This is a genomic window from Flavihumibacter fluminis, from assembly GCF_021491375.1.
GTDB lineage: Bacteria > Bacteroidota > Bacteroidia > Chitinophagales > Chitinophagaceae > Flavihumibacter > Flavihumibacter fluminis.
The window spans coordinates 801041-827358 of sequence record NZ_JAKEVY010000002.1 but is presented as its reverse complement, the minus strand read 5'-3'; the positions used below and the strand labels follow the sequence as shown (position 1 = coordinate 827358).

General features: G+C 44.8%; 24 protein-coding genes. 14 read left to right on the top strand and 10 right to left on the bottom strand.

Annotated features, from left to right (window positions below; genetic code table 11):
- Window positions 1–4 precede the first annotated feature (4 nt).
- The 3 genes from L0U88_RS09835 to L0U88_RS09825 all read right to left on the bottom strand — a co-directional run bounded on the left by L0U88_RS09835 (window position 5) and on the right by L0U88_RS09825 (window position 3592).
- Window positions 5–658 carry a DUF4294 domain-containing protein gene (locus L0U88_RS09835; RefSeq protein ID WP_234865876.1) on the bottom strand — a complete coding sequence of 218 codons (654 nt, stop codon included), beginning with the start codon at window positions 656–658 and terminating at the stop codon, window positions 5–7.
- Window positions 659–724: 66 nt separating this feature from the next.
- Window positions 725–3175 (bottom strand): cytochrome c biogenesis protein CcsA, encoded by a 2451-nt coding sequence (ccsA, locus tag L0U88_RS09830; RefSeq protein ID WP_234865875.1) that lies wholly within the window; start codon window positions 3173–3175, stop codon window positions 725–727.
- Between the two features lie 12 nt (window positions 3176–3187).
- On the bottom strand, window positions 3188–3592 hold the full coding sequence (locus tag L0U88_RS09825) for a cytochrome c maturation protein CcmE domain-containing protein (protein ID WP_234865874.1): 405 nt from the start codon (window positions 3590–3592) through the stop codon (window positions 3188–3190).
- A gap of 134 nt (window positions 3593–3726) precedes the next feature.
- Between L0U88_RS09825 and L0U88_RS09820 the strand changes: the two genes are divergently transcribed.
- The 6 genes from L0U88_RS09820 (at window position 3727) to L0U88_RS09795 (ending at window position 9822) form a co-directional block, all read left to right on the top strand.
- The gene (locus L0U88_RS09820; protein WP_234865873.1) at window positions 3727–4767 is read left to right on the top strand and encodes an agmatinase family protein; all 1041 of its coding nucleotides are present in this window, start codon (window positions 3727–3729) and stop codon (window positions 4765–4767) included.
- Between the two features lie 17 nt (window positions 4768–4784).
- Window positions 4785–5339, top strand: a complete 555-nt coding sequence (locus tag L0U88_RS09815; protein WP_234865872.1) for a hypothetical protein — start codon at window positions 4785–4787, stop codon at window positions 5337–5339.
- Window positions 5340–5367: 28 nt separating this feature from the next.
- Window positions 5368–6660 (top strand): radical SAM family protein, encoded by a 1293-nt coding sequence (locus L0U88_RS09810; RefSeq protein WP_234865871.1) that lies wholly within the window; start codon window positions 5368–5370, stop codon window positions 6658–6660.
- Entirely contained in the window at window positions 6660–7562 is a 903-nt protein-coding gene (locus tag L0U88_RS09805; protein ID WP_234865870.1) for a DMT family transporter, read from the top strand. The genes L0U88_RS09810 and L0U88_RS09805 overlap by 1 nt, the downstream gene beginning before the upstream one ends.
- Before the next feature lie 72 nt (window positions 7563–7634).
- Window positions 7635–8513: a hypothetical protein gene (locus L0U88_RS09800; protein ID WP_234865869.1), complete on the top strand. Its 879-nt coding sequence runs from the start codon at window positions 7635–7637 to the stop codon at window positions 8511–8513.
- 19 nt (window positions 8514–8532) lie between these two features.
- Window positions 8533–9822, top strand: a complete 1290-nt coding sequence (locus tag L0U88_RS09795; protein ID WP_234865868.1) for a bifunctional folylpolyglutamate synthase/dihydrofolate synthase — start codon at window positions 8533–8535, stop codon at window positions 9820–9822.
- On the opposite strand, the gene L0U88_RS09790 is transcribed toward L0U88_RS09795, so the two are convergent.
- The 4 genes from L0U88_RS09790 to fbp are packed head-to-tail and all read right to left on the bottom strand — an operon-like array spanning window position 9812 to window position 12583.
- Window positions 9812–10363, bottom strand: coding sequence for an NUDIX hydrolase (locus L0U88_RS09790; RefSeq protein WP_234865867.1), 552 nt, complete (start codon window positions 10361–10363; stop codon window positions 9812–9814). The genes L0U88_RS09795 and L0U88_RS09790 overlap by 11 nt on opposite strands.
- Window positions 10364–10400: 37 nt before the next feature.
- Window positions 10401–10919 carry a YfiT family bacillithiol transferase gene (locus L0U88_RS09785; protein WP_234865866.1) on the bottom strand — a complete coding sequence of 173 codons (519 nt, stop codon included), beginning with the start codon at window positions 10917–10919 and terminating at the stop codon, window positions 10401–10403.
- Between the two features lie 43 nt (window positions 10920–10962).
- A complete protein-coding gene (locus tag L0U88_RS09780) occupies window positions 10963–11463 on the bottom strand; it encodes a CAP domain-containing protein (protein WP_234865865.1) in 501 nt (166 codons plus the stop codon).
- A gap of 37 nt (window positions 11464–11500) precedes the next feature.
- Window positions 11501–12583: a class 1 fructose-bisphosphatase gene (gene fbp, locus L0U88_RS09775; RefSeq protein WP_234865864.1), complete on the bottom strand. Its 1083-nt coding sequence runs from the start codon at window positions 12581–12583 to the stop codon at window positions 11501–11503.
- A 14-nt stretch (window positions 12584–12597) separates the two neighbouring features.
- Here fbp and L0U88_RS09770 point away from each other — a divergent pair, with 14 nt between their 5' ends.
- Window positions 12598–13869, top strand: coding sequence for an aspartate kinase (locus tag L0U88_RS09770; protein WP_234865863.1), 1272 nt, complete (start codon window positions 12598–12600; stop codon window positions 13867–13869).
- Entirely contained in the window at window positions 13866–14033 is a 168-nt protein-coding gene (locus L0U88_RS09765) for a hypothetical protein (protein WP_234865862.1), read from the top strand. The genes L0U88_RS09770 and L0U88_RS09765 overlap by 4 nt, the downstream gene beginning before the upstream one ends.
- Before the next feature lie 511 nt (window positions 14034–14544).
- Here L0U88_RS09765 and L0U88_RS09760 read toward each other — a convergent pair.
- Together L0U88_RS09760 and hppD are read right to left on the bottom strand one after the other, a co-directional pair.
- On the bottom strand, window positions 14545–15744 hold the full coding sequence (locus L0U88_RS09760) for a L,D-transpeptidase family protein (RefSeq protein WP_234865861.1): 1200 nt from the start codon (window positions 15742–15744) through the stop codon (window positions 14545–14547).
- Between the two features lie 88 nt (window positions 15745–15832).
- Window positions 15833–16960, bottom strand: a complete 1128-nt coding sequence (gene hppD, locus L0U88_RS09755) for a 4-hydroxyphenylpyruvate dioxygenase (protein ID WP_234865860.1) — start codon at window positions 16958–16960, stop codon at window positions 15833–15835.
- Between the two features lie 88 nt (window positions 16961–17048).
- Between hppD and L0U88_RS20890 the strand changes: the two genes are divergently transcribed.
- The 6 genes from L0U88_RS20890 (at window position 17049) to purE (ending at window position 24532) form a co-directional block, all read left to right on the top strand.
- Window positions 17049–17177 carry a hypothetical protein gene (locus tag L0U88_RS20890; RefSeq protein WP_255723013.1) on the top strand — a complete coding sequence of 43 codons (129 nt, stop codon included), beginning with the start codon at window positions 17049–17051 and terminating at the stop codon, window positions 17175–17177.
- The gene (locus tag L0U88_RS09750) at window positions 17174–18295 is read left to right on the top strand and encodes a 5-(carboxyamino)imidazole ribonucleotide synthase (protein ID WP_234865859.1); all 1122 of its coding nucleotides are present in this window, start codon (window positions 17174–17176) and stop codon (window positions 18293–18295) included. The genes L0U88_RS20890 and L0U88_RS09750 overlap by 4 nt, the downstream gene beginning before the upstream one ends.
- A gap of 165 nt (window positions 18296–18460) precedes the next feature.
- The gene (locus L0U88_RS09745; RefSeq protein WP_234865858.1) at window positions 18461–19531 is read left to right on the top strand and encodes an efflux RND transporter periplasmic adaptor subunit; all 1071 of its coding nucleotides are present in this window, start codon (window positions 18461–18463) and stop codon (window positions 19529–19531) included.
- Between the two features lie 6 nt (window positions 19532–19537).
- Complete coding sequence (locus L0U88_RS09740; RefSeq protein ID WP_234865857.1) at window positions 19538–22630, top strand: efflux RND transporter permease subunit; 3093 nt, start codon at window positions 19538–19540, stop codon at window positions 22628–22630.
- A 16-nt stretch (window positions 22631–22646) separates the two neighbouring features.
- Window positions 22647–23963 (top strand): TolC family protein, encoded by a 1317-nt coding sequence (locus tag L0U88_RS09735; RefSeq protein WP_234865856.1) that lies wholly within the window; start codon window positions 22647–22649, stop codon window positions 23961–23963.
- 41 nt (window positions 23964–24004) lie between these two features.
- On the top strand, window positions 24005–24532 hold the full coding sequence (purE, locus tag L0U88_RS09730; RefSeq protein WP_234865855.1) for a 5-(carboxyamino)imidazole ribonucleotide mutase: 528 nt from the start codon (window positions 24005–24007) through the stop codon (window positions 24530–24532).
- Between the two features lie 68 nt (window positions 24533–24600).
- Here purE and bshC read toward each other — a convergent pair whose 3' ends face one another.
- Window positions 24601–26259 (bottom strand): bacillithiol biosynthesis cysteine-adding enzyme BshC, encoded by a 1659-nt coding sequence (gene bshC, locus L0U88_RS09725; protein ID WP_234865854.1) that lies wholly within the window; start codon window positions 26257–26259, stop codon window positions 24601–24603.
- Between the last annotated feature and the right edge of the window lie 59 nt (window positions 26260–26318).

Sequence of the window (26318 nt, the reverse complement as noted above, 5' to 3'; positions counted from 1 at the left end):
CAGGTTACTGGTACATCCGTTCAACTTCCTGTACGATAAGTTCAATCTCTTTGTCTTCTTCGGAGGGATCGTAGGGCTGTTTTAGACTGGACCCAAAAAAGAAGGCAACAGTCTGCCAGAATCGTGCGGAAACCCCACCCCTGTACTCTTTGACCAGTTCATAACAGTTGTTACCGGTTTGGCGGTTGATGAGTTTCATCAGCACCCTACCTTGGTAAACAGATAACTTGGTAAGCGGGCCGGAGAACTCTTTCTTGAGTTCTTCTTCCCTGCTTTCCAGGTACTTACGCCTTTCCTTTTTCGACATATTCGCCATTTTGGCATTGATATCATTGATGATATATCCTGCCTTTCTAGCATAAGGATAGGTCACGTATACCGCATTGCGAAGTCTTGTCCATTTTGCATAACGCTTCCGCATAGCCGGTGGCATGGGAGCGGTTACGTAAACATATTGCAGCCAACCAGATGGCAGGGTATCCCCCTCTACAACAAATATGGGCACGATGATGGTATCATTAGGCCCCCATTTGGGATTGTAAGGTATTGGTCCGGGTACAGGTGCCGGAAGTGGAGCCTGGGCCTGCGCACCAAGTCCAACCAATACCATTCCCAGTATCAGAAAACTAAAAACCGTATGATGGAGAACTCTCTGCATGCGCTGCTAAACTATCAATAACGACTCTAAGACACAAGTATTGAGCTTTCGGCTGTTACGGCTTTCCTAAATTTTGTTGATAGCTTTCAAACGCCCCTGTTTCCTGCGATAAACCATAGATACACCGAAGCCCATTGTCATGATAATAATGCCTGCCCAGAGCAGATTAATGTGCGGGAATTCATACACTTTCAGAGCGATAAAAGGTACCATCCGGTTGCTTTCCTTCACCTGCAACTCGATCTTCTGATTTTCCAATACCCGGCTGAAAGCAATGGCTATATTTTGCGCAAACACAGTATCCACAATGTAACGAGCTTCATTTCCCTCTACATAAAATACCGGCTGTGCAGTAAAGCGCGTACCCTCTTTGGAAAACACCGTGATATCTGCCATCAACGCAGTATCTGTTGGCTGGAACTGGTATTTCTTATTATTCGGGTTTGGAACCACGTTATTCAGGGTGAAGAAGCCATTTGAATAATATACCGTATCCTTCACATTGACAGTATAGCGTTTGAATTGTGCCGTATCATCACGGTTATCCATATCCGCCGCATAGGTGATATAGCTGAAGATATCCCGGTTCCAGTAATGTTTTGAATCAGGGTTATTGGAAAATCCTTCCATACCCTTGGTATTTCGGATCAGGTTGGGATACAGTGTAAAGTTCTCCGCACTATCCTTCCGAATCATATCAATTCTGTAATAACTGATATTGCCGTTCGAATTGGTACTGTCGGCATTTACGAAAGTGGCCATATAATCGCCCATATCGGTCGGTACCCCTTTAATCAGGGTCAGGTTCTCAAGGGGCTTTTCCTTGCTGCGTTCATCCCATTTAAGGTTAATACCTGTAGTATTGAAACTTAACACTTTTCGGTTGGAGGCAGAGATCAAAATGCCAACCAGGCTCAGTGCAAATCCTACGTGAGTAATAGATCCGCCTGCGGCTTTCAGCTTTCCATTCAGCCCGGACCATATATAAATTGCATTGGCTACCAATGCATACACACCGGCAACAAATGCCAGGTAAATGGCAATCTGGAATCCGATGCCTTTTTTATCGTACTCCAGTCCGCTTACAAGGAAATAAATCACACAGATGGCTGCTGTTATGACAGTGGGTACCACGAATTTTTTAAGCCATCCATCACCGGTTTTTTTGTATTTGAGGTACTGCGCGAAAGCTGTCAACAAGCCAATTACGATGGCTACAAATATCTGGATCTTGTTATAGGAGAATTCAACATCCTCCGGAGCAGCCGTACTTTGACCTGTAATCTTGTTATAAATCGGATTGAATGAATTCTGCCAGGTGATGACCATGGCACTCAGGAATAATACCAGTGAGCCGATAAACATCCAGAATTCCCGGGAAGAAGTCTCCTCTTCACGGGCAATATGAGGAATTTGTTTGTATCGTACCAGGTATAGCGCCAGAGAAGGTATAGTGAAAATCAGCAGGAACAGCAATAACTGTGTATTCATTCCCAGGTCAGTAAAGCTGTGAACAGAGCTATCACCAAGTACACCACTCCTCGTCAGGAAAGTGGAGAATACCACCATGATAAAACTTAAAATAAAGAACAGGTAAGTAGTTCTGAGCGAATGACCGGTTGCATTAAATATCACCTGCGTATGTACACCAGCTACCAGGATCAGCCAGGGTACCAGTGATGCATTTTCCACCGGGTCCCAGGCCCAGTAACCTCCAAAGGTGAGTGACTCATAAGCCCATGCAGCACCCATCATAATTCCAAGTCCGAGTATACCTGCTGCGAACAGTGAATAAGGCAGCGCTTCACGGGTCCAGGTACCATAATCCTTTTTCCACAATCCAGCAATAGCGTAGGCAAAAGGAATAATGGAGGCTGCAAATCCAAGGAACAACACCGGTGGATGGATCACCATCCAGTAGTTTTGTAACAATTGGTTCAATCCCTGTCCATCTTGCATCTGCGGCAGATTCAGATAATCCGCCCTGGCAAACACAGGTGCATCTGCAAATTTTTCTCTTACCAGCAGGAAGGGATTACTTCCAATCATGGTATCCCCAATGTAAAGTCCCATCACCATGGTAGCCAGGCAGATCTGTGCAATTGCGATGACCGACATGATAGGAGCTTCCCACTTGGTTTTGCGGGCAATGAAATAAAGCCCGATTACCACATACCAGAAAGACCACAACAGGAAACTGCCCTCCTGGCCTTCCCAGAAAGCGGCCAGCAGGTATTCCGGATTCATATCCCTGCTGGTATGATTCCAGGCATAATAATACTCAAACTTGTGAGTAGCCATTATGTAAACCAGCAGAGCGAATACTGAGAGTATGGAAAATGCATTTATACCAAAGGCAATCCGGCCCAGCTTTTTCCAGCTTCGTTCATCTGAAAGATCCCGGGTATTGGTTGCTTTAAAATAAGAGATGGTTGCTACGAGAGCGGAAACCAGGGCCAAAACAATAAAAAAATGGCCCAGTTGCCCGGGCAATAGGTGTTCACCAATATAGTTCATGAGAGAAAGACATTAATTAGAGCTCAGGTTATTCTTGTTTGCTTCCACATCCTCCTTATACTTGGACGGACATTTCATTAACATTTCATCGCATTCAAATGTTCCATCTTTCATGCTGCCTTTCAAAACCAGTCGTTCACTTTTTTCAAAGTCGGTTGGTTTGGCATTGTGATAGATAACAGGTGTTGAATTTCCAAGCGTGTCAACAGCCACAAACCTCATATAGTTGGGATTTGTGATGGGGTCGTATTCCACCGGCTGGGACTTGTCTAGTTTGGCAATCAGGTGAACAAATTTACCTTCCTTTTGACGGGCGGAAGCAACGGTATCATAGGTGGTCAAATCACCCATAAAACTAATGAGTACGGCAATCGCTACGGCAATGAAAATCAGGATGATGATATGTGTCTTTTTCATACTCGCAATTCTAACTTCGCAAAGGTAGGTCAATTTAAGATAGTCAGGTCATTTGTTTACCCCATACAACTTATGGTTTTAATTTTGCATCTATGTACGGCTGTACTAACTTGCGGCCGTTTTAATTATTCAGTATGGACCTTTCCCAACACGACGCCAACAGCCTTGGCAACCCCAATAACAACCTCTTTGGATTGCCAACGGATGAGCAGAATGCCCGCCTGGTCATTGTTCCAGTGCCATGGGAAGTTACCGTTAGCTACAGTGCAGGTACAGCCCGTGCAGCTGATAATATCCTGAAGGCCAGTCTACAGGTAGACCTTTACGATGCCGAGTATCACGACTGCTGGAGACAGGGTTTTTTCATGCGGGAAGTCGATAAAAAGATTTTGTTAAAAAGTGATTACCTCCGCAAAGAAGCGGAACTCTACATTGATTATATCTCCAATGGAGACGACGTAGAAAAAAATAATTTCATGTGTCGCTCCCTCAAGGATATCAATGAAGGAAGTCTTTTTCTCAATAACTGGGTATATGCGCAATGCCGGGAACTTCAGTCCAAAGGAAAACTGGTGGGGTTATTAGGCGGCGATCATAGCACACCATTTGGCTTTATCAAATCCCTTGCTGAACAACACGAAGCATTCGGCATTCTTCAAATTGATGCCCATTGTGATTTGAGAAAACAGTATGAAGGTTTTAAATATTCCCACGCAAGTATTATGTACAATGTACTGGAAGAACTGCCACAGGTAAGTAAACTGGTACAGGTGGGCGTTCGGGATTTTTGTGATGAAGAAGTGGATTATATCCGCAACAGCAATAATAGGGTTCAATGCTTTTTTGACCGCGATCTTAAAAATCGTTTATACGATGGCGATAGCTGGAGAAACATCGTGGAAGATATCGTGGCCAGCCTGCCGCAAAAAGTCTATATCAGTTTTGACATTGACGGACTGGATCCCAAACACTGCCCCAATACCGGTACTCCTGTATTCGGCGGACTAGAAGCAGACCAGGTGTTTTACCTCTTCCGGAAAGTACATGAAAGCGGCCGGAAAATCATTGGTTTTGATCTCAATGAAGTGGGTGTGGGTGACAATGACTGGGATGCCAATGTGGGGGCCCGTGTATTGTACAAACTTTGTAATATCTTAACTGCTGCGAACCTCTAAATCCTATTTTCGCAGCCATGATCTACCAGTACGTAGTTACCTTAAAAAATAAATTCAGCGACACGATTGACCGATTTAGTATGCTGGTCTGTGGTGTCTCTGCCCTGCTTTTCCTGGAAGCTTATTTCTCCGGCAATGAAAAATTAATGATCCTGGTTTTAGGAGCTGTGCTGGTATTATTGTTAACAGCTTTTAATGCATACCGTATTTTAAAATTGAATAAAAGAGTACGGTTCAATTATCTTCTTATGTTAACCGGACTAGTATGGGCTGGTATGCCGGTTTACCCCTGGCTGAGTATTCCACTCATTCTGATGGGACTTATTGAACATCAGGCAAAAAAAGACCTGGAGATTGGGTTTTCGGATGAGGAAATCGTATTTAACAGCATTCCCCGCAAACATTACAGTTGGAATGAATTCACTAATATTGTGTTGAAAGACAACCTGCTTACCCTTGATTATGCCAATAACCGGCTCTTTCAGCGCGAAACCGTGGACGATGATGAGGATGATTGTGAAGAAGATGAATTCAATAGCTATTGTCGCCAACGCTTGAACGCCAGCCTGTAAATCCCCTCTATCTCTCTATCTTTGCGGGATGGCAAGTTCCCCTTTTCTCCTTTATTCAGATGGTAAAGGAAATATTTTCGAAGACGATACCCTTTATGCAACAGGCCGGTCTGGATGGGATGTGTACCCGGTTCCTGACGAAGACTGGATTCCCCTTCCCGATGGTGGCAATTTATATGAACTACCCGGCAGAAAAGGGATCGGTATTGATGTGGTGACCGGTGAGATGAGACTCTGTGAAAAAGGTTGGGCAGTGGCGGCGTTTATCCCGCCGGCACATACCGGTTTGTTTCTGGCAGCCTATGAAACCCAGCCCGATGCACCCACACTTCCGCTGTTCTGTTACACTGCAGCTGGCTGGATCAATGATCAGTTTGTGGTTCCGGCTGTCCGAATTGAGGCTGATATCCGGCAGGAATGTAAAGGCTATGATGATGCCATTATTCAATCCGGACTTTCAAAACTGGTGAGCGCTTTCCCTCATAATCGCCTGGTTCAGCACCTCGCTGATAACTGTTGTAACACCTACCACTGTCCGGCAGCCCGAAATTATTTCATGGGCCGCTGGGAATGCCCCGTGCCGGCCTCCCCAGCCTGCAATGCAAACTGCGTAGGCTGTATATCTCTTCAGCCGGATGAGGAAGTCATCGTATCCACACAGGATCGATTGAGTTTTCGTCCAAGTCCGGAAGAAATTGTTGAGTATACGGTGCCACACCTGGAGTCTGCCCCCTATCCGATCATCAGTTTTGGTCAGGGTTGCGAAGGAGAACCTTTACTGGTTTGGGATACCTTACGGGATGCCATAACCGAAATCCGCAAGCACACTACCAAAGGCAGTATAAATATCAACACCAACGGATCAAAACCCGATGCAGTAAAAGCCTTGTGTGAAGCGGGACTAAACAGTATCCGTGTTTCGACAAACAGTGCACGGCGGGAAATTTACATGCCTTATTACCGGCCGAATAATTATGATTTTGAAGATATCGTTGAGAGCCTGAAAGTAGTGCGCAGTTATGGCGGATGGACCTCCATCAATTATTTTGTGTTCCCGGGAATGACTGACAGTGTAGAAGAATACGAAGCTCTTAGAAAGCTTATCCGGGAAACCGATCTCTGTATGATCCAATGGCGCAATTTCAACATAGACCCCGACTGGTACCTGGGAAAAATTGGAGTAACCGATACAGGAGAGTGTATGGGGGTAAAACAACTGATGGAGTTGATCCGGGAGGAGTTTCCCAACCTGAAATTCGGTTATTACAATCCGCCGATTGAACGGATCAAAGGAAATTATGAACAGGATTTTGCGCATTGATGAAAACTGAAACAAAATCCTGGCTGGGTGTGCTGTTAGCTGTCATCGCCACCCTGATCTGGAGTGGAAATTTCATCATTGCCCGCTCGGTACATAATTCAATACCACCTGTTTCCCTGGCGTTTTATCGCTGGCTTTGTGCCACCCTTATCTTGTTGCCCCTGGTATGGAAAGACCGCGTTGCCATTGCCAGGGCAGTGCGTGAACAACCAGGCTACTACCTGGCCATCGGCATAACGGGTGTAAGTCTGTTTAACACACTTGTATATGTAGCTGGGAAATATTCTCCGGCTATCAACCTGGCACTGGTTGGTACTACCAGCTCACCGCTGATGGTAATACTGCTGGGCAGAATTGTATTTAAGGAGCGAATCAGCTGGTTACGCGCAATTGGTTTATTGCTTTGTATGAGCGGCATTCTTTTCCTGATGGCCAAAGGCAGCTGGGAAAATCTGCTGGCTTTGCGTTTTGGGAAGGGAGATCTCTGGATTCTTGCGGGAGCCCTCGCTTTTGCGATTTACACCCTGCTGGTGCGTAAGAAAAACGATTCTCTGAAGCCAGACTCCTTTCTTTTTCTGGCCTTTTTGATCGGCACTATTTGCCTGGTTCCATTTTATGCATGGGAATTGAATAGTTCTGTACCAGTTCAATGGAATCTTGGGCTGGCGGGGATCATTCTATACCTGGGACTTGGGGCATCGGTGATAGCTTTTCTTTGCTGGAATGGGGCTATCAGCCGAATTGGTGCAGTGAGAACCTCCCTGTTTGGAAATCTTATCCCGTTGTTCAGCAGTATTGAAGCCTTGTGGTTATTGAATGAACAACTGGGTTGGGTACACCTGATCAGTGGGTTGTTAATTTTATCCGGATTGGTATTGGCCAACCGGATCCAAAAACTTTAACAGGCTTTGAAACTGCACATGCTCCAAATCACGTAAAATTGTATCGTACCTTTAGCATACTAACCCAACACTATGGCAACCGAATTTGAAGTACAAAAAAATATCAGAGCAGGAGGATATACAGCACTTGTTGTAGTGCTGCTGTTGATTGTTCTGTTTTTTATAAGGTGGACGATACCGGTTCCACCTCCGCCTCCATTGGATGAAGGAATTGAAGTAAACCTCGGCAATAGTGATGAGGGATTGGGCGACGATCAACCTATGTCGCCCGAAAGTCCGGCTCCTGCAACCCCCGTTACTTATACCCCTCCCCGTGCAAGTGCTGCAGCAGCGGAAGATACACGCGATGTGGAAACAGACGATAGCGACGAAGAAGCACCGGTAGTTAAAACACCGGCCAAACCTAAACCCAATGCGACCAAAATTCCGGAGAAGGAAGAAGCCGTAAAACCAACCAAAGCTCCCGCTAAACCAGTGGAGAATCCAACTCCTGCCACTGCAAAACCCAAAGCAGTGTTTAAAGGTGTAAGTGGAACAGGTACAGGTGGCAATGAAGCAGATTCCTACCAGAAAGGAGGCAACCAGGGAATTGCAGGTGGCACCGGCGACCAGGGCAAACCTGGCGGCAACCCGAATTCCACCAATTATGAAGGAAATGGTGGAACAGGTAAATCCGGGGTATCCATCTCAAGAGGCTTGCAGGGCAGAAAAATAATTAGGCAGCCGAGTTTTGAGGATGATTTCAACGAAAATGCAAAAGTGGCTGTAGACATTCGCATTGATGCTGCGGGCAAGGTAATTTCTGCTGTTTATCAGCCAAAGGGATCAACCACTTCTAACAATAACCTGAAGGCCATTGCGATCCGGAAAGCCATGCAACTGAAGTTCAATAGTGGCAATGAAGAAGAACAAATAGGAACCATTGTCTTTAATTTCCGATTGAGAAATTAGAACTCCTAGTTTTGCAGGGATGAACTACGCGGAAACCATTGATTTTCTGTACAGCCGGCTGCCCATGTTCAGCAAACAGGGAGCAGGTGCGCTTAAAAAAGACCTGCACAATATCCGTGCGCTGGAACAGGCTAACGGAAACCCACATACTAAATTCAAAAGCATTCATATTGCCGGTACGAATGGCAAAGGCTCCACCAGTCATATGCTGGCTGCTATTTTGCAGAAAGCCGGTTATAAAACAGGTTTGTACACATCCCCGCATCTGAGAGATTTTCGGGAGCGTATCCGCATCAATGGTCAGATGATTCCGGAACAACGGGTGATTGAGCTTACAGAAGCTTACATCCCCCTCATGGATGCAATCGAGCCTTCTTTCTTTGAAATAACCGTAGCCATGGCATTTCAGTGGTTTGCGGAAGAACAGGTAGACATCGCAGTTATTGAAACCGGGTTGGGGGGAAGACTGGACAGCACCAATATCATCATCCCGGAATTATCCATAATTACCAATATTGGATGGGATCATATGCATATCCTGGGCAACGATCTGCCTACTATTGCTTGGGAAAAAGCAGGCATTATCAAAACAGGGATTCCAGTTGTAATTGGGGAAGCACTGGCGGAAACGCGGCCGGTATTTGAGCAGGCGGCCCAAGCAAAGCAGGCACGGATTCATTTTGCAGAAGAGGAACAGGAAATGGTGGAATGGAATTTTAGCAACCATCGTTTACAGGTTACCGTGAGACACCGAACTGCACAGGATGCCCTGCACCTGGAATTGGATTTGCCCGGATATTATCAGTTAAAAAACATCTGCACCGTTTTACAGGCTGTTGAATTGCTGAAGCAGCTGGGATGGAAAATTCCTGCAGGGGTGTTAAGGGAGGCACTTGTGCATGTGAAGCAGCTGACGGGCCTCCATGGTCGTTGGGAATTGATTGATCAGTCGCCCGACCTCGTACTGGATGTTGCCCATAATGAAGATGGTATACGGGCAATTCTGAAACAACTTGAACTGTGCAATTTTCACCACCTGCACCTGGTTATTGGCATGGTAAAGGACAAGGATGTTTCCAAAGTATTGTCTCTCCTACCTAATACTGCTACCTACTATTTTACCCAGGCCCAGATTCCCAGGGCCTTGCCTGTTGAAGAACTTAGAATAAAGGCTGCCGGCTTTCAGCTTTCCGGGAATGCCTACCCGAATGTAAACCTGGCTATCGCAGCGGCAAAAGCAGCAGCTGATAAACGGGATCTGATCCTGGTATGCGGCAGTGTTTTTGTAATTGGTGAAGTCAACCGGTAAAAGCCAGTTTTCCAGATTTGAGAAGGGCAAAAAACAGGCAGCTAACATGTAATGCCTGCACCAGTTCCTGCTTCCTGACTTTTTCCAGGAACTCTTCCATAGGCATCTCCAGCACTTCGATTTCTTCATTGTGATCCAGTTGTTGTTCCTGTGTTTTTACTCCACCGGTTGCCAGGAATAATTCCGTATAATTGGTGAGCACTCCCGGGTTGGCGGCCACTCTTCCAACCCATTCTACCTTATCAAAACGATAACCTGTTTCTTCCAGCAATTCACGGTGCATGGCTGTGGCAAAATCTTCGCCGGGATCTACGAAGCCTCCGGGGAATTCAAGCACCACTTTTTTAATTGGATGCCGGTATTGATTCACCAGTAATACTTTGTTGTCTGCAGTCAGTGCCAGGGCTGTAGCGGAAGTTGGCATCTCCACTACAAAATAGGGATCTATGATCGCACCATCTTCCCGTTGACAGCGATCTCGCCGGGCTGTGAAATAAATATGTTCACTGATGTATTCAGATTCGAGAGTCTTCCATTTCATAGAACAAAGAAACAGTAAATCGGTCAGTTGCCGTTGACTACCAGCCCATTCTTTCCCTAAGACTGGTAATATGTGCCACATGGTGCCGGCCGTGCCAGCTATACATACCCAATAGATGCCAGCAATTCATCACCTTACCATGTTCGGGGTGTATGACTGATCGATTCATCAGGGTTGTTTCGTCTAATCCCTTTATCAGTTCATACCAGCGACTGTGAAGCGCATGCAGGAGTGTAAGTGATATATTCACCGGCAGTGCTTCCACATCCGGCAATTTGGCCCAGGCTTCTTCATCGTAAGGTTTAATAGTTGGTTGCTCTTCCGTTAAGGCCAGCTTAAACCGGATGATTGCATTCATATGACTATCGGCTACATGGTGTACCACCTGGTGAAGAGTCCATCCTCCTTCCCGGTAGGGTGTATGTAATTGAGCTGCATCCAGATTCAGAACAGCATTTTCCAGTAGTTGCGGGAGATATTTAATATCAGTAATCCATTCCTGAAATTTTTTTTCAGAATAAGGCACTGGCTCGAAATGACCGATAGGATAACGCATGATATGAAGTGTGAATTATGAAGTATGATTTATGAAGTGGGAATTATTTACGGATGAAAAGTTGGGTATAGTAGAAGCGACCCGTAACGTCTTTTGAAACACCGATGCCGGTCAGGTTGTAGGGACCTTCAATATTTTTCCGGTGTGTCGGACTATTGATCCATCTTTTCACTACTTCTGCTGCACTCATGTTTCCTACCGCCACATTTTCTGCAGATCCTACGATTCCTTCCAGGCGCTGGCTGATTCGTTTTACCCTCGCCCCATAACCACCATGGCCGAATGCTACCTGCTTGCGCGCCATCGCCTGGCTGTGCACACTCGCTTCTGTTGCGATTACCGAATTCGCCTTCAAAGCAGGCAAACCTTTTTTCTTCCGGTAATCATTTACTTCCTTAAGAATATCCTGCTCAAGAGAACTTGCTGAAACTGTTGCGGTAGCGCCGCCACCTGTCTTTTCAGTTTTAATACCGGGATTTGTTTTGCAGGAAATGCCTACGGCAATCAAAAAGAGGAAAAAGATCCGGATAACAGATTTCACCATATTCGCAGATTGCTTACAAGGCTAAAGATAATAATTATTATCCCGCCATGCAGCCCTCCAGTTCAGCCATCATGTTACTGCTGCCGGCAAAGAAAGGGGATCGCTGGTGCAGCCCCTCCGGTTGCAATTCGAGGATCCTGTTTTTACCATCTGTAGCCTTGCCACCTGCCACTTCCAGGATAAACGCAAAGGGATTGCATTCATACATCAACCGCAACTTACCTTCCGGTTTTTTGAGAGTGCCCGGATACATAAAGATCCCGCCCTTAATGAGATTTCTATGTACATCGCTTACCATACTGCCGATGTATCGCTGCGTATAAGGTCCACCGTTAGTTTCATTCTTTTGCTGACACCGGGTGATATATTGCCTCACACCTTCTTCATATTGAAAGTAATTACCGTGATTGACTGAGTATATCTGGCCATCAGCAGGACATTTCATATCCGGGTGGCTTAAACAGAATTCTCCAATGGAAGGATCAAGCGTAAAGCCATTTACTCCTCGCCTGGTAGCGTAAACCAGCATGGTACTGCTTCCATAAATAATATAACCTGCCGCTACCTGGTGAATGCCTTTCTGGATGAAATCAGCCTGGGTACAGGGTTTACCTACTTCGCTGGTGCGTCGAAAAACAGAAAATATGGTACCGATAGAAACATTTACATCAATATTGCTGCTGCCATCCAGCGGATCGTATAATACCACATATTTGGATTGATTACTGACCTCGTCATCAAACACCACCACATCATCCATTTCCTCACTACCGATACCGGCACAACTGATCCCGTGGCGCAGTACACCCATCATCTGGTTATTAGCAAAAACATCAAGTTTTTTCACTTCTTCTCCCTGAACATTTACGCTTCCGTTATTACCAAGGATGTCTACGAGTCCGGCTTTGTTTACTTCCACATTGATCCGTTTGGCGGCTAATCCAATATCACGAAGCAGGTTACTAAGCTGGCCGGTGGCCTGTGGAAAATTACGTAATTGCTGGATGGTGAATTCGTCCAGGGTAAGGACCTGTCTGTTTACAGTTAGCATGGTAGCAGTCGTTTGTCGTGCAACAAAAATAGAAGGATTTAACTGACCCAACGCTGTTATCTTTGGCAAAATTTCCAGTTTTCATGCAGGTATTTAAATTCGGGGGAGCCAGTGTCAGTACCACTGAACGAATCCGTGCCCTGGTCCCTATTTTTCATCAATTCAGGGATCAGCAACTTTTGGTAGTTATTTCTGCAATGGGTAAAACCACCAATGCCCTGGAAAAGGTAGCCCATGCATTTTATGATGTCAATAGAGATGCCGCCCTGCAATTATTTCAGGAAATAAAGCAGCAACACCTGCAAACGGCCGGTGATTTACTAAATACCGGATATGCTGCCTGTGAAGAACAGCTTACGAATTTTTTTACAGAAGTGGAATGGCTGCTGCATGATCAGCCGGTGCAATCATTCGATTACTATTACGATCAGATTGTTTGTATTGGCGAACTGCTCTCTACGGCTATTGTCAGCGCCTTTCTGAATGAAGCCGGCATTCTTAACCAATGGCTGGATGTGAGAGATGTACTTCGCACGGATGACAATTTCCGTGATGCAAATATCGATTGGGAATACAGTGCTCTTAAAGTTAATCAGGTGGTTAATCCCTTGTTCAGTAAAACCAGCATTGTACTTACGCAGGGATTCATTGGCTCAACGGATGAAAACGAAAGCACCACCCTTGGTCGGGAAGGAAGTGACTATAGTGCTGCTGTATTCGCAAACCTGCTGGATGCCAGTGCACAAACCATTTGGAAAGATGTTGCAGGTGTAATGAATGCAGATCCCAAATGCTTTCCGGATGCACAACTCATCTCCACTCTAAATTATACGGAAGTAATTGAAATGGCCTATTATGGAGCCCAGGTAATACACCCGAAAACCATCAAGCCGCTTCAGAACAAAAGTATCCCGTTACAGGTAAAGTGTTTTCTTGATACCAGTTTGCCTGGCACCCTCATTCACAACAAGCCGGTGAAAGATCTGCCACCCATCATTGTATGGAAAGAAAATCAGGTACTCCTTCAATTTAAATCAAAAGATTTCTCCTTTGTTGGAGAACAACCCGTTGCACAGTTGTATCAAACATTTGCTCATTTATCGCTTCGGCCCAATATGACACAGAATGGAGCCATCAGTTTTACCTGCGTGCTGGATGATAACCCGGAAAAAATGGATGAACTGGCACATTCAGCAGCGGGCCAGTTTGAAGTTACCGTAGAAAAAGGGTTGTCGCTGCTTACCATACGTCACTTTATACCAGAGCTTTTCGAAAAACTAAGTGCCGGAAAAAAATTGGTACTGAAACAGGAAACAACAGAGACAGTGCAGGGGCTTTTTAGAAGTGAGACGTGAGACGTGAGAATGGAGGAATGGAAGATGGAGGAGTGGAGGAATGGAGCAAAGGAAGAATGGAGACAAAGGAAACGGGAGACAATCTTTTATTGTTTTTGAGCGGATGTACCAAGTCGGTACGCAAAGAATACAGTTGTGATCAGAATCAGCAGCTGAACCAGTAGCAAAAAATTGGTTAGGGTTTGGGATATTGGGTCTGGTTGCGGAACTGGAAAATGTTGCTGTCCAGATTCAGTTAACGGCGGATATACGGACCAACCTGTTGTTGCAACCTGTGATAGTTTATTTATGAGGAAACCTAATGACCACACCAGGAAAATTCCGGAAGTTAATAGTATCCAATAATTATAAGTGGAAGAAAATTTCCGGATGCTTGTTTTGATGATAAATAATGAAAAAGTAGTGAAAAAAAACAAAGGCATCAGCAATAGCCATCTTTGAACTACATAATAAGTATCATGCAAGTGGATATCTATTGTACCCGCAAAAACAAAACTACCGATTAAGATTCTGGTTAGTAGAAAGGTCAATAAGATAGAAAGTATGCCCCAAACCAATTCCGGTAATAGCTGCCGCACCCCTTTTGCCATCAAATGGACTATTCAAATTAGATTATCCCCAATCACACTTCTAAATTCTTACTTCTAAGTTCTCACTTCATACTTCACACTTCCATTAGCTTCCAACCTGTACCCCTGGCAACTTATTTTCAATTACGATTGTCTGCTTCAGTTTCATTGGTACCGATTTACCTTCGCGGACCGCAGGTAACCAATCGGACATTTCTTCAAGGGCATCCAGCAGGTGTTCATTGAGCAAATCATTGCCACCACGGATGATGCGTGGGTTTAAAACCTTGCCTTTTGCAGTTACGATGAATTCCACCAATACATACGCAGTATGCTGGTCATCGTTAAGATAGGGGCCCAGTTTTTTATTCAAATCCCTTAGGTATTGCCGGAAGGCATCCGAACCACCGGGAAACTCCGGTAATTTATGAACGGTAGTGGGAATTTCTGATTCATCAAATTCGGTAAGCTTGCGTTTCTTTTTAACCACTGGCGGAGGCAGTACCTTTTTTTCAGCACTGGGTAAGGCATTTCTCACTTCTTCATCCAGCACATAACTGCCACGGTTATTCACCATGATCAGCGGCAATTGTTTGTGTTTTTCGAAATAATAAAACACTTCCTTCAAACTGTTGGCGAGATGAGCATAATCTGCAAAATCACGCACATATCTGCCCAAATAATCTGCACTCTTTTTTACATTGAAGCGTACTGGGAATATATGAACCGGAATGAAGTCCTGCCCGGATGATTTGGCATAAGTAGCCAGTGCATACAACTCTTCGATCTGGGAATCGGTAATCGGGATACAACCTGTAGTAACACAACTGCCATGAATATAGATGTCTCCACCTGGCTGAATGGCATCACTCAGGTAGCGATCCGATGCGTTGGGATAATTTAAGCCCAGCGATAAATGGTAAACACTGCGTGGATTAAATTCATTGATGTAATAGAATCCTTCTGGTACCTGGTAATCACCCTCCATCCGTTTGGGGCCTAATGTGCCTGCCATGGCACAAACCTTGTAGGTTTTAAACAGCTGGAAAGGTTCTTTTTTATCGTTTTTAACCCATACTTCGAGCTGGCTGTCATATTTGAAGGAACGCAGGTAAATATATTTGGCTGGCCAGGACAATCCCTTTTCCATAAACTGTCGACGAAGACTGTCTTCTTTTTTGCGAAGGATATCATGGAGGCGGGGAAAGTTTCGCTGGTAATCTGCAAAACTGGCATTGTAGGCAGTTTGCGAGAATCCAGCAAGTACCCAGCTAAGGATCAATAGGGTGATGCTGATTTTTTTCATAGTTGATCAGAACAGCACTAAAATAGTACAAACAATTGATAAGAAAGCTATAAAATAATCCCCGGAAACGCTGTTCCGGGGATGTTTATTATAAATTACCTCTTTTTTCCTGCTCCCGTTCAATAGCTTCGAACAAGGCTTTGAAATTTCCCTTTCCAAAACTTTTTGCTCCTTTTCGCTGAATGATCTCAAAAAACAGGGTGGGTCGATCCTCCACCGGTTTGGTGAAGATCTGCAATAAATACCCTTCCTCGTCACGATCTACCAGGATGCCCAGCTTGCGTAAGGGTGCCAGTTCTTCATCTATTTGTCCCACCCGATCCAATAATTCATCGTAATAAGACCCAGGCACTTTCAAAAACTCCACTCCTCTTTGCTGCAATGCCGTAACCGTTTCAATAATATTATTGGTAGCTAGGGCCACATGCTGGCATCCTTCTCCATTGTAAAAATCCAGGAATTCTTCCACCTGGCTTTTTTTCTTACCCTCTGCGGGTTCATTTATGGGGAATTTCACATATCCGTTTCCGTTAGACATCACCTTGCTCATCAAAGCAGAATATTCTGTTGAAATATCCTTGTCATCAAAACTCAGAATATTACGGAAGCCCATTACATTTTCATAAAATCCAACCCATTTTTCCATCTGGTTCCAGCCCACATTTCCGACGCAGTGGTCAACATATAAAAGCCCGGTTTCAGTGGGATTATATTCCGATTTCCAGGCCCGGTAACCCGGAAGAAAAGGTCCTGAATAGTTGTTGCGCTCTATAAAAAGGTGAACTGTATCCCCATAGGTTTTAATCCCGCTCATAATCAGTTCGCCGTATTCATCTGTCAGACGCTGTGGTTCCATATAGGAGTCTGCGCCCCGCAATGTGGTTTCATTCCATGCTTTTGTGGCATCCTCGACCCGAAGCGCAAGCATTTTAACTCCATCCCCATGACGATAAATATGATCGGCGATTGCATTATCAGGACGAAGAGGGGTGGTAAATACGAAAGTTAGTTTATGTTGCCGCACTGCATAACTCGCACGGTCCTTTACCCCGGTTTCCGGGCCTGCGTAGGCCAGGCTCTGGAACCCAAAGGCGGTCTTGTAAAAATGAGCGGCCTGTTTGGCGTTCCCTACATAAAATTCTACATAATCCGTTCCCTGCAAGGGAAGAAAATCAGTTGCAGCATGCTGCTGAAGTTTGGATAATACCTGGTTCATTTTGCGGGTAATTAAAAGAAATGAAGAATTGGGGCCGGGAATCCGGACCTGTCGAAAACTTAAACCAGTGAAGTTGAATCCATCGCCAATGACTCCATCAGCAGACAGTACTGCTGCCGGTGATCGGAAAACAGTTTATGTGGATAATCCGGAGTCATGGTACAAATATAAGAATCCTGAACCTGCAGGCAGCGGAATCATTATTTTTGCGCCATGAAAAAAGTTGGAATACTTGGAGGCGGACAATTGGGAAGAATGTTGTTACAGGAAGCGGCTAATTATCCGGTCGAAACATGGGTAATGGAAAACGATCCCACCTGCCCTGCTGCTCATCTCTGCCATCATTTTGTAACCGGAAATATTCGCTCCTTTGATGATGTATACCAATTTGGCAAACAACTGGATGCAATTACCATCGAAATTGAATCCGTAAACGTGGATGCGCTGGAACAGTTAGAAAAAGAAGGTGTAAAAGTGATTCCGAAGCCGTCCGCGCTGAGAACCATCAAGAATAAAATAACACAGAAAGAATTTTACCAGGCCAATGGCATTCCTACTGCCGCATTTGTAACGGTGGCCAATAAAGAAGCGCTCAAATCCCATTTGGAATTTTTACCGGCTGCACAAAAACTGGGCGAAGGCGGATACGACGGAAAAGGAGTTCAATTACTCCATTCATTTGAGGAATTTGAACTTGCCTTCGATGCACCCAGTGTATTAGAAAAAAAAGTGGCCATTGAAAAGGAAATTGCAGTGCTGGTAGCCATCAATAATAAAGGAGAGCAAGCCATCTACCCCCCTGTTGAAATGGTATTCGATCCCAATCTGAATTTGCTGGATTACCAGATTGCTCCGGCAGACCTGGAAGACAAAACACTCTGGAGAGTGGAGGCCATTGCACTGAAACTGGTGAAAGCACTTGAATCTCCGGGTTTGTTTGCAATTGAACTCTTTATAGACAAAGACGGAGAAGTACTGGTAAATGAAGCAGCGCCAAGGGTGCATAACAGCGGTCATCACACTATTGAAGCCCATTCCTCCTCCCAGTATGATATGTTATGGCGGATCCTGTTAGATTTTCCACTTGGATCTACCACTGCACTGCTGCCCTCTTCCCTGGTCAATTTGATTGGTGAACCCGGTTATTCAGGAGACGTAAACTATGAAGGATTGGAGGAAGTATTAAATATGGAGGATGTGTATGTTCACCTCTATGGTAAAAAACAAACGAAGCCAGGTAGAAAAATGGGACATGTTACTGTACTTGGTAAGGACAGGCATGACCTCGTAAGGAAAGCCCACCAGATCAAACGCATTTTAAAGGTGAAGAGTTAAAAGTCATTCCTAATCTGTCTTTTCCAATCATCCTGATTAATCACCGTTCATCCCAAGAAAATAGGAAACTGTAGTGATTTGACGACTTCTGAAAAGCCTGCCAACATTAGGCAGGATTTATCTGTTAATTTTACCATTGACCCAACATTAAATCAGGGAAAATTCATGCGATCAATATCCAGTGTGTTCACTTTTTTACTTCTCTCCGGTCTTATTGGAGGGTTGAATTCCTGTAAATCAGATGACAAGAAAAAAATTGCCCCTCCTGCTGCAGGAACATCGGCACGGCCATCCCAAGTGATTAAAGTAGAGGCGTTCATTCTCAAACCCGGATCCGTAAGTGAGAAACTGGAAGTTCCAGGTACCCTGATGCCCTATGAAGCAACAGAATTAAGGCCTGAGGTTTCCGGAAGAGTAACCCAATTGAATATCCGGGAAGGGCAACAGGTCGGCAAGGGTACTTTGCTGGTTAAACTGTATGATGATGATCTTCAGGCTCAATTAAAAAAATTACAGGTGCAGTTAAATATCTACGAACAAACTGCCAGTCGCCAGGCAGAACTCTTAAAAATAGATGGTATCAGCAAGCAGGAATATGACCTCAGTGTACTGCAGGTAAATAACATCAAAGCAGATATGGAGTTAATCCGTACCTCCATTGAAAAAACAGAAATCCGGGCCCCTTTCTCTGGTCGCCTTGGATTGCGCAATGTGAGTCTGGGTGCCTATGTAACACCAGCCACACTGATCACCAATATCCGCCAGGAAAATGAATTGAAACTGGAATTCACTGTACCGGAAAAATACAGTAGCCGCATTAAAGCAGGCTCGATGGTACGATTCAGCATAGAAGGACTGGACAAAACGATCCCGGCAAAAGTGCTGGCAACTGAAGAAGCAGTTATGGAAGACAGCAGAAGCCTTCGCATCCGTGCTGTAGTGCTGGGTAAGGCACCCCAATTGATACCAGGTGCATTCGCTAAAGTGCAACTGGATTTCGGAAAAGACAACAATGCGCTGATGATCCCAACCCAGGCTGTAATACCCCAGGCGAGATTCAAAAAAGTGATTGTTTACCGGGATGGAACTGCCGTATTTGAAACCGTAACAACCGGAGTAAGAGATAGCAGTTATGTACAAATCATAGAAGGATTGAAAGCGGGAGATACTATTGTAACAACCGGCCTGCTTTCCATTAAACCGGAAGCCAAAATTGCCATATCCAAACTTAATTAAGCAGCCATGAATATATCCGAACTGAGTTTACGGCGGCCGGTTCTGGCCATCGTAATGAATGTGGTGATCATCGTTTTCGGATTGATCGGTTATAAATTTCTGGGGGTTCGGGATTACCCGGCGATTGATCCCCCTGTTGTTAACGTTCGAACCTCTTACCCCGGAGCCAACGCAGACATCATAGAATCCCAGATTACAGAGCCCCTGGAAAAAGCCGTGAATGGTATTGCCGGTGTAAAAAATATTACTTCCAGCAGTAGCCAGGGCACTTCCAATATTACCGTTGAGTTTGATTTATCCATCGACCTCGAAGCTGCCGCCAATGATGTTCGGGATAAGGTTTCACAAGCAGTTCGATCTCTACCAGATGATCTGGATGCCCCCCCGGTTGTGTCCAAAGCAGACGCCAGCTCCGATGTAATCATCTCCATGACCGTTCAGAGTAATACGCGCAACCAGTTACAGGTAACAGAGTATGCCACCAATAACCTGCTGGAGCGACTTCAAACCATTCCGGGTGTAAGTGGAATACAGATCTGGGGTGAGAAACGGTATGCCATGCGGATCTGGTTCGATCCGGCTAAATTATCAGCCTATGGATTAACTCCAGGGGATGTACAGACCGCTTTAAGAACCCAAAACATTGAATTACCCTCCGGAAAAATATCCGGTAATGCTACTGAACTTTCCGTACGAACCTTCGGCTTACTCAATACCGAAGAAGAATTCAATAATATCATTATTAAAAACGTGGCAGGCTCCGATATCAAACTGAAAGATATTGGTGAAGCCGTATTGGGACCTGAGAATGAAGAAACCGTGCTGAAAGAAAGTACTATCCCAATGATTGCCCTGGCCCTTGTGCCTCAGCCAGGTTCAAACTATGTAGCCATCAGTGATGAGTTCTACAAACGCTATGAACAGATCAAAAAAGATGTGCCGGAGGACATTTCTCTTGACATCGCACTGGATCAGACGAAATTTATCAAGCGCTCCATACTGGAAGTAGAAGAAACCCTGATCATTGCCTTTGTTTTGGTGGTATTGATTATTTATTTCTTTTTCCGCGACTGGATCATAGCCATCCGACCGCTGATTGATATCCCTGTGTCATTGATAGGAGCCTTTTTCATTATGTACCTTTTTGGATTTACCATCAATGTACTGACCCTGCTGGCAATTGTACTGGCAACCGGCCTGGTGGTGGATGATGGTATTGTGGTAACAGAAAATATCTTCAAAAAAATGGAGAAGGGCATGGATAAATGGCAGGCTGCAAAGGAAGGCTCAAAAGAAATATACTTTGCAGTAATTGCGACCTCCATTACACTCGCCGTGGTATTCCTGCCGATCGTTTTCCTGGAAGGGTTTGTTGGACGACTCTTCCGTGAATTTGGAATTGTTGTGGCAGGGGCGGTATTAATATCGGCATTTGTATCACTAACACTCACACCTGTACTAAACGTAAAGCTCACCCGAAAATCACAGAAACCATCCTGGTTCTATCGGAAAACAGAGCCCTTTTTCGTGGGAATGGAAAATCTGTATCGCCGTACCCTGTCCGGGTTTATGAGAGTACGCTGGATTGCCTTCCTGATCATTGCAATATGTTTTGCAGCCATTTATTTTATTGGCACCAATATGCAGTCTGAACTGGCTCCAATGGAAGATCGCAGCCAGTTCCGTTTGTCTATAACGGCACCCGAAGGAACTTCCTTTGATTACATGGATAACTATATTGACCGGATCGGAAGTTTCATGCTGGATTCAGTTCCTGAAAAGCGTGTAATGATCACCGTTACAGCTCCCGGTTTTTCAGGTACAGGTTCAGTGAACACCGGTTTCCTGCGGATGACGCTCGTGGATCCTGATGAGAGAGTTCGAAGTCAGCAACAGATTGTAGATATGGTAAACCGTAACCTGGGAAGGTTTAATGAAGGTCGCGCTTTCGCAATCCAGGAGCAGACCATCCAGGTGAACAGAAGAGGTGGATTGCCGGTTCAGTTTGTAATCCAGAATGTAAACTTTGAAAAGATCCGGGAAATACTTCCGAAATTCCTGGAAGAAGCCAATCGAAGCCCGGTATTCCAGGGGGTTGATGCCGATTTGAAATTCAACAAACCAGAACTGCGCCTGAATATAGATCGTCTTAAGGCAAGTCAGCTTGGTATTTCAGTAGAAGATATATCATCCACACTACAACTGGCGCTCAGCAATCGTCGCCTCGGCTATTTTACGAAAGACGGTAAACAATACCAGGTAATCGGGCAGCTGGCCAGAAACGATCGGGATGAGCCTACTGATTTAAAAACTGTATATGTACGGAGTTCTACAGGGCAGGTAGTATCGCTTGATAATATTGTAAGCTTTGAAGAGGAAACCACCCCACCAACCATCTACCATTTTAACAGATATAAATCCGCAACAGTATCAGCCGGACTCGCACCTGGTAAAACCATCGGTGATGGGATTAAAGAAATGGAAAAGATTGCAGATGGCTTACTGGATGAAAGTTTTTCAACTGCATTATCGGGGTCCTCAAGAGATTTCCAGGAAAGCTCAAGTAATACCAGCTTTGCATTCCTGCTGGCATTGGGATTGATTTTCCTGATCCTTGCAGCGCAGTTTGAAAGTTTTATTGATCCATTCATTATCATGTTTACCGTTCCGCTGGCAATAGCCGGAGCGCTGATTGCCTTGTGGATCTTTGACCAGACCCTTAATATTTTTTCACAGATCGGGATGATCATGCTGATCGGACTGGTTACCAAAAATGGTATTCTTATTGTGGAATTCGCGAACCACAAACGCATGGAGGGAATGGCAAAATCTCCGGCAGTAATTGATGCGGCAGTAAGCAGGCTGCGCCCCATTCTGATGACCAGTCTGGCTATGGCACTGGGAGCTTTACCCCTGGCACTTTCCCTGGGAGCCGCTTCCACCAGCCGTATTCCATTAGGTATTGTAATCACAGGAGGTATCATGTTTTCACTGATCCTTACCCTTTATGTGATTCCTGCCATGTACTCCTATTTATCGTCCAAGAAAAAAACGCATAGTGAACTCGATGAGGTAATTACCGTTCCGGTATCTGCCTGATCAATCGAACAGTTTTATGACACGCAGCCTACTTCTTATACTACTTGTAATTCTTTCCCTGAACCAAAGCATGGCACAGCAGGTGCTGACAGTGGAAGCGGCCGTTGACCTGGCACTCCGGAATAATTATGATATCCGGTTGGCGAAAAACGACTCCAGTTCCTTTGCATTGGACAACGATTATGCATGGGCCGCCTTTTTGCCGAGATTCAATGGTACAGCTACCAAAATCTGGAATACCAATGCCCAAAAACAGGAGCTGGCCAATGGTTCCAAAAGAGACACTTCCGGATTGCGTTCGAGTACCCTGCAGGCATCCCTCAATATGAACCTCACCCTGTTTGACGGATTCAAAATGTTTGCCACACGGGAACGGGTAGCCGAAATTGAAAAACTGGGCATCCTGTCGTTACGCAACCAGGTGGTGAACACAACGGCAGCGGTGATCAGCAATTACTATAATATTGTTCGCCAAAAGCAACAATTGAAAGCCATACTCGAACAAAAGAGTATCAGCGAGGAAAGAGTGAAACTGGCTGATAAAAAATTGAGTGTCGGACTAGGAGCAAAGCCAGAATTATTACAGGCCAAAGTCGATCTGAATGCATTTACCGCCTCGCAATACCAGCAAAACACCCTAATCGAACAATTAAAGGAACAGCTTAATCAATTGATTGGCTTTGACAAGAACGCGGTCTATGAAGTAGTGGATTCCATCCCTATCAGACAGGATCTTACGCTGGATGAAATCCGCACCGATCTGGAAAATCAGAGTCCGCAATTGCTTTTGGCCCGCAAAAACATTGATATTGCCAAACTGGTGTTCAAAGAACGTGTTGGAGACAGATATCCTGTTGTCAGTTTCAATTCGGCTTATAACCTGAACCGATTGACCAACCAGGCTGTTATCAACAACTTTACCCCCCTCTTCAACCGAAACCTGGGCTTTAATTACGGACTTAGTGTAACCTTACCGATACTGAATGGCTTAAATGCCAAACGGCTGCAACAACAGGCCAGGATCGGTATCATGCAGCAGGAATTGTTACTGGATAATACCCGTACGCTGCTGGATGTGCAGATTAACAATGCATTTCGCGATTATGAGTTACAAAAGAAGAACCTGGCTCTTGAAGAGGACAACATACTGCTTGCCAAGGAAAATGTATTCATTGCACTTGAACGATTCAAACAGGGAGTCAGCACCTACCTTGAATTAAGAGAAGCACAGATCAGCCTGGCTGATGGTTATAACCGGCTGATTGCAGCCCGATTCAATGCCAAACTCGCTGAAATTGAATTAATGCGCTTAAAAGGTGTGACTGAATACTAGAAATTCCGGTTCTTTGCGCAAACAAATACCCGCCATTCTATATGTCAACTTCAACAAATCCACAGGTAGGCATCATAATGGGATCCGATTCTGATCTTCCCATTATGCAGGCTGCAGCAGATATCTTAACAGAATTTGGGATTGCCTATGAACTGACCGTGGTTTCCGCCCACAGGACCCCGCTCAGAATGGTGAGTTATGCGCAAACCGCAAGAGAAAGAGGACTGAAGATTATTATAGCAGGAGCAGGTGGCGCAGCTCATCTTCCTGGAATGGTAGCATCCATCACGTCCCTTCCGGTAATAGGTGTTCCTATCAAATCATCCAATTCCATCGATGGATGGGATTCCGTTTTATCCATACTTCAAATGCCAAATGGTATACCGGTAGCAACGGTCGCCCTTAATGCAGCTAAAAACGCAGGTATTCTCGCCGCTACCATGATCGGTGCTTTTGACAGCGCTATTGGTAATAAAGTAACCGCCTACAAGCAACAACTCGAATCAGAAGTATTGGTAAAAGTGGAAAAACTAAAGCAAAACGGAAACCCCAACAAGTATGATTTATGAAGTAAGAAGTGAGAATTATGAAGTATGAATTGAGAATCAGGATTACGTGTTAGTCTCTAATTCATACTTCACAATTCATACTTCACAATTCTAAATGCCTGTTCCAATGGCGGGCTTTCAGAATAGATTTTATCAATAAATGCCGGCCCATGCTGTGCATAGTAAGGCAGAAAATTCTCTACTCTTTCCTGTAATGCATTATTGGGAAAAAGGATGTTTCGAATAGCTTGTAACTGGCGCGACTGATCACTGAATTTTCTTTTTTCAGCACGAAGCATTTTTTTCTCCAGTTCCTTTAACCGATGCAGCATTTGTTTTTCCAATGCCTGCACATGGGGCACCAAGGTGGTATCTATTTTTCCGGCAAGGTTTTGAAGATGCTGATAAAAGGCTTGCGAATCACGCAACTCTGAACTTAAATGCACCTGTACAGAACTATCACGTTTCACCAGTTGATTCATCAATTCATCCGTTGGCTGAAAAAAATCAGGAAGGGTAAAGCCCATGCGATCAATTTTGGCCGCCAGGTTTTCCGGTATCAGTAAAAATGAATTACGTAACACCTGAACAGGATAGGGAACTTTGTAATGCTGAAACAACTCTTTCAATTCAAGCCAATAAGCCAATTCTCCCCCACCCCCTATAAAAGCGATATTGGGTAGAATCGTTTCCTGGTACAAACCACGAAGGATTACATTCGGACTGAACCGTTCAGGAAATTGCTCCAACTCGTTTTTCATTTCCTCCTCTGTAAACGCAATTCCGGTATCTACTACCGCAAACCCATTCTCCGTTCTTTCAATCCGGTTTCGGATATCATCTTTCAAATAAAATAAATTAATGGAACGAGGATTGGCCTGTACTTTATAGGAAGTTGATAAGCGACTAACCGTATCCGTTACTATGGCAGATGCCGTTTGATTAAAGAGATCATCTTCAAATACCGGCTGCATGATTCTTTTTAAATCTGGTTGATCAGCGATCAGCACCACCAATCCATATTGCCTGAATAATTCATGCACCAGGTGGAAGGTGGCGGTTTGTATATCCTTTGAACCAAGATAAGCTGTTCGTAGCAGTCCCACTAATTGCGGGCCGTAAGGAAGTACAGAAAGTTGGCCCTCAATTCGTTGCAGTAAAGGTTCAAGCCCTTTTGTTTGCATCCGTCCCACTGCTCCTTTCTGATTTGTATTCCAAACAAGCTTCTCCCCGCCCAGATTGATTTTTCCCAGTTCATCCAGGTCGGCATCCTCACTGCCCATATAAAAAACCGGTACAAAAGAGGACGTTGGATACCGCTCCCTCAAACTTTCAGCAAGCCTGATCGCATGCAGAATTTTATATATGAAATATAAATATCCCGTAAAAATATTGGGCTGATGTGCCGTACACACTGTATAGGTAGTTGGCTCTGCCAACAATTGGATTGCCTTATCAACTGCTGCCTCACCATTCAGTCCGGCCGCTTTGTATTGTTGTTCCAATGCTTCCACCAATACCTTCCGGTTCACCGGAGCAAGCTCACGTGCATTCATTGCAGCTTCCATGCCCGCCCAGGAAACGGCATGCTGATAAAAAGGACGAAGTTTTTCATCTCCGCTTATATAATCCAGTACGATATCGTTATAAAATCCGGTAGCTGCATAAGGCAGACTACTAACAGAAGACAGACTGGTTGTATGGGTCATGTTAATATAATCAGATGTAAAAGAAGCACGAAGTTCCATGCAGATAGAACAAGTTGCTGCCAATAAAGTTATAAATCCTTATTAGGATTCGATGAACC

What these genes read in the sequence shown, in the direction of transcription:
- bshC (WP_234865854.1), bottom strand. Translation starts at nt 26,259, where the DNA reads ATGGAACTTCGTGCTTCTTTTACATCTGATTATATTAACATGACCCAT.
- L0U88_RS09805 (WP_234865870.1), top strand. Translation starts at nt 6,660, where the DNA reads ATGAAAACTGAAACAAAATCCTGGCTGGGTGTGCTGTTAGCTGTCATC.
- L0U88_RS09770 (WP_234865863.1), top strand. Translation starts at nt 12,598, where the DNA reads ATGCAGGTATTTAAATTCGGGGGAGCCAGTGTCAGTACCACTGAACGA.
- L0U88_RS09740 (WP_234865857.1), top strand. Translation starts at nt 19,538, where the DNA reads ATGAATATATCCGAACTGAGTTTACGGCGGCCGGTTCTGGCCATCGTA.
- L0U88_RS09795 (WP_234865868.1), top strand. Translation starts at nt 8,533, where the DNA reads ATGAACTACGCGGAAACCATTGATTTTCTGTACAGCCGGCTGCCCATG.
- L0U88_RS09820 (WP_234865873.1), top strand. Translation starts at nt 3,727, where the DNA reads ATGGACCTTTCCCAACACGACGCCAACAGCCTTGGCAACCCCAATAAC.
- L0U88_RS09785 (WP_234865866.1), bottom strand. Translation starts at nt 10,919, where the DNA reads ATGCGTTATCCTATCGGTCATTTCGAGCCAGTGCCTTATTCTGAAAAA.
- L0U88_RS09790 (WP_234865867.1), bottom strand. Translation starts at nt 10,363, where the DNA reads ATGAAATGGAAGACTCTCGAATCTGAATACATCAGTGAACATATTTAT.
- purE (WP_234865855.1), top strand. Translation starts at nt 24,005, where the DNA reads ATGTCAACTTCAACAAATCCACAGGTAGGCATCATAATGGGATCCGAT.
- L0U88_RS09800 (WP_234865869.1), top strand. Translation starts at nt 7,635, where the DNA reads ATGGCAACCGAATTTGAAGTACAAAAAAATATCAGAGCAGGAGGATAT.
- L0U88_RS09835 (WP_234865876.1), bottom strand. Translation starts at nt 658, where the DNA reads ATGCAGAGAGTTCTCCATCATACGGTTTTTAGTTTTCTGATACTGGGA.
- L0U88_RS09735 (WP_234865856.1), top strand. Translation starts at nt 22,647, where the DNA reads ATGACACGCAGCCTACTTCTTATACTACTTGTAATTCTTTCCCTGAAC.
- L0U88_RS09760 (WP_234865861.1), bottom strand. Translation starts at nt 15,744, where the DNA reads ATGAAAAAAATCAGCATCACCCTATTGATCCTTAGCTGGGTACTTGCT.
- L0U88_RS09745 (WP_234865858.1), top strand. Translation starts at nt 18,461, where the DNA reads ATGCGATCAATATCCAGTGTGTTCACTTTTTTACTTCTCTCCGGTCTT.
- L0U88_RS09815 (WP_234865872.1), top strand. Translation starts at nt 4,785, where the DNA reads ATGATCTACCAGTACGTAGTTACCTTAAAAAATAAATTCAGCGACACG.
- L0U88_RS09825 (WP_234865874.1), bottom strand. Translation starts at nt 3,592, where the DNA reads ATGAAAAAGACACATATCATCATCCTGATTTTCATTGCCGTAGCGATT.
- L0U88_RS09810 (WP_234865871.1), top strand. Translation starts at nt 5,368, where the DNA reads ATGGCAAGTTCCCCTTTTCTCCTTTATTCAGATGGTAAAGGAAATATT.
- ccsA (WP_234865875.1), bottom strand. Translation starts at nt 3,175, where the DNA reads ATGAACTATATTGGTGAACACCTATTGCCCGGGCAACTGGGCCATTTT.
- L0U88_RS20890 (WP_255723013.1), top strand. Translation starts at nt 17,049, where the DNA reads ATGACTCCATCAGCAGACAGTACTGCTGCCGGTGATCGGAAAACAGTT.
- L0U88_RS09780 (WP_234865865.1), bottom strand. Translation starts at nt 11,463, where the DNA reads ATGGTGAAATCTGTTATCCGGATCTTTTTCCTCTTTTTGATTGCCGTA.
- hppD (WP_234865860.1), bottom strand. Translation starts at nt 16,960, where the DNA reads ATGAACCAGGTATTATCCAAACTTCAGCAGCATGCTGCAACTGATTTT.
- L0U88_RS09750 (WP_234865859.1), top strand. Translation starts at nt 17,174, where the DNA reads ATGAAAAAAGTTGGAATACTTGGAGGCGGACAATTGGGAAGAATGTTG.